The organism is Neobacillus drentensis, from assembly GCF_036962765.1.
GTDB classification, from domain to species: domain Bacteria; phylum Bacillota; class Bacilli; order Bacillales; family Cytobacillaceae; genus Neobacillus; species Neobacillus drentensis_C.
The window spans coordinates 1-1,734 of record NZ_JBALOS010000061.1 but is presented as its reverse complement, the minus strand read 5'-3'; the positions used below and the strand labels follow the sequence as shown (position 1 = coordinate 1,734).

Annotated in this window: 2 protein-coding genes; both read left to right on the top strand. The window is 38.8% G+C overall.

Annotated features, from left to right (window positions below; translation table 11 throughout):
* Positions 1–463, top strand: a 463-nt coding sequence (locus tag V7137_RS09680) for an NUDIX hydrolase (protein ID WP_335697888.1), incomplete at its 5' end; no start/stop codon positions are given.
* A 128-nt stretch (positions 464–591) separates the two neighbouring features.
* Entirely contained in the window at positions 592–1,605 is a 1,014-nt protein-coding gene (locus tag V7137_RS09675) for an XdhC family protein (protein ID WP_335697887.1), read from the top strand.
* Positions 1,606–1,734 lie beyond the last annotated feature (129 nt).

Below are 1,734 nucleotides of genomic sequence, written 5' to 3'. Positions count from 1 at the left end.
TATAGAGGACCCATTTCACAGGCCTTATTTTGTAGTCGATGAATATCAAGGTGTTGTGATGCTGGCAATCGAACAAAATTCAGTCATACTAATTGAGCAGTATCGGAAACCTGTCACTTCAAACGTTATACAATTACCTGGGGGCGGTGTGAAGAAAGGGGAAGATCTAGAATATGCAGCCAGACGAGAATTTTTTGAAGAAACAGGTTATCAATGTGGAAGGGTGCATTACCTTGGTTATTTGCAGCCTGCCTCATGGCGGACCAATGAAATCACCCACGTATTTTTTACCTCGGAAATAGGAATTAACCTTAACCAACAGCTTGAAGAACATGAAAGGATTAAGGTAATCAAACTTGATATTAAGGAATGTTTAACCAGAGTGAAAGAAAATCAGCTTCATGATTCAGAGCTTTGCTACGCACTTCTTCAAGCTATATTAAAAGGGTTTATTTATCCTTGAAAATCACTGTTTAACATGGAGAAAATGTGACCGCTTGGTACAACTGAAAAAAATTAATCATTCTAGGAATAGCCACCAAATTAATATAAATAGGATAAGTATTAACATGTGTAAATTGGAGGAGTTTCATGGATGATATTTATCCGATATTAGAAGTCATTGATCAGCCAGGAAAACAAGTATTAGCAACGGTTATTCGAGTGGAAGGATCCGCCTATAAAAGAGAAGGTTCTTCCATGCTCTTTTTGGAATATGGAAAGCAAATCGGAATGTTAGCAGGCGGGGCAGTGGAAAAAGAAGTCGCTATAGAAGCAAAAGATGTTTTCAAGAAGCAGGAGGCTAAAATACTCCATTTTAACATGTCAGAGGAGAATAATCCTAGATGGAGGAAAGGGTCAGGTTTTAATGGAACCATTGATATCTTACTAGAGCCAGTCTCTGAAAAACTAAAAGAGGATTTTTTTGTGGTAAGAAAATCCCTCGAACGCTGCAAACCGGTAATCATGTTAAAGAAATTGGATGATTTAGGGGAGTATCTGTTTATTGAGGAGGAAGGTGATCCGTTTGGAAATTGGTCAGGACCAATCCCGAAAATTGCCTTTACCTCCAAAAGCGGAATAATGACGGGCCCGCATTCTATTTATCAGCATACGTATGAACCTAAACCGCGACTGATTATCTTCGGGGCAGGACCTGATGCAATACCGCTTGTCCACCTAGCCTCGATTTCAGGCTTTTCCGTCACTATAGGTGACTGGCGGGAAGAATTTTGTCAGAAAAAAAACTTTCCATATGCAGACCGAATTTTGATTGGCTACCCTGAAAAGCTTTTAAGAAATATTGCCTTTTCCCCCTATGATTATGTTGTAATTATGACCCATCATTTCGAGAGAGATAAAGAACTTTTAAAGGTGATAGAAAAGGAACACATAAGATATTTAGGTGTATTAGGTCCACAAGAAAGAACAAAAAGATTACTAGAACGTGAAACAATCCCAAATTGGATTCATTCACCTGTTGGTAAGAGTATTGGAGCCAAGGGCCCTGAAGAAATTGCCATTAGTATTGTTGCCCAATTAATTGAGGTGCGGAGAAAACCTGTACATGAAAAGATGGAGCTTATATGGACCATTCCAGATTAAGTGTTTTTTTGTCTAGTTTGAAATCGATATTCAGGCAGAGTATTCTGGATTCTAGAAATCCGCTTAATCATGGGGGAGGGATCATTTTGGAGGTTATTGGGAAAAGTGTCATTCGCAAAGAGGCACTTT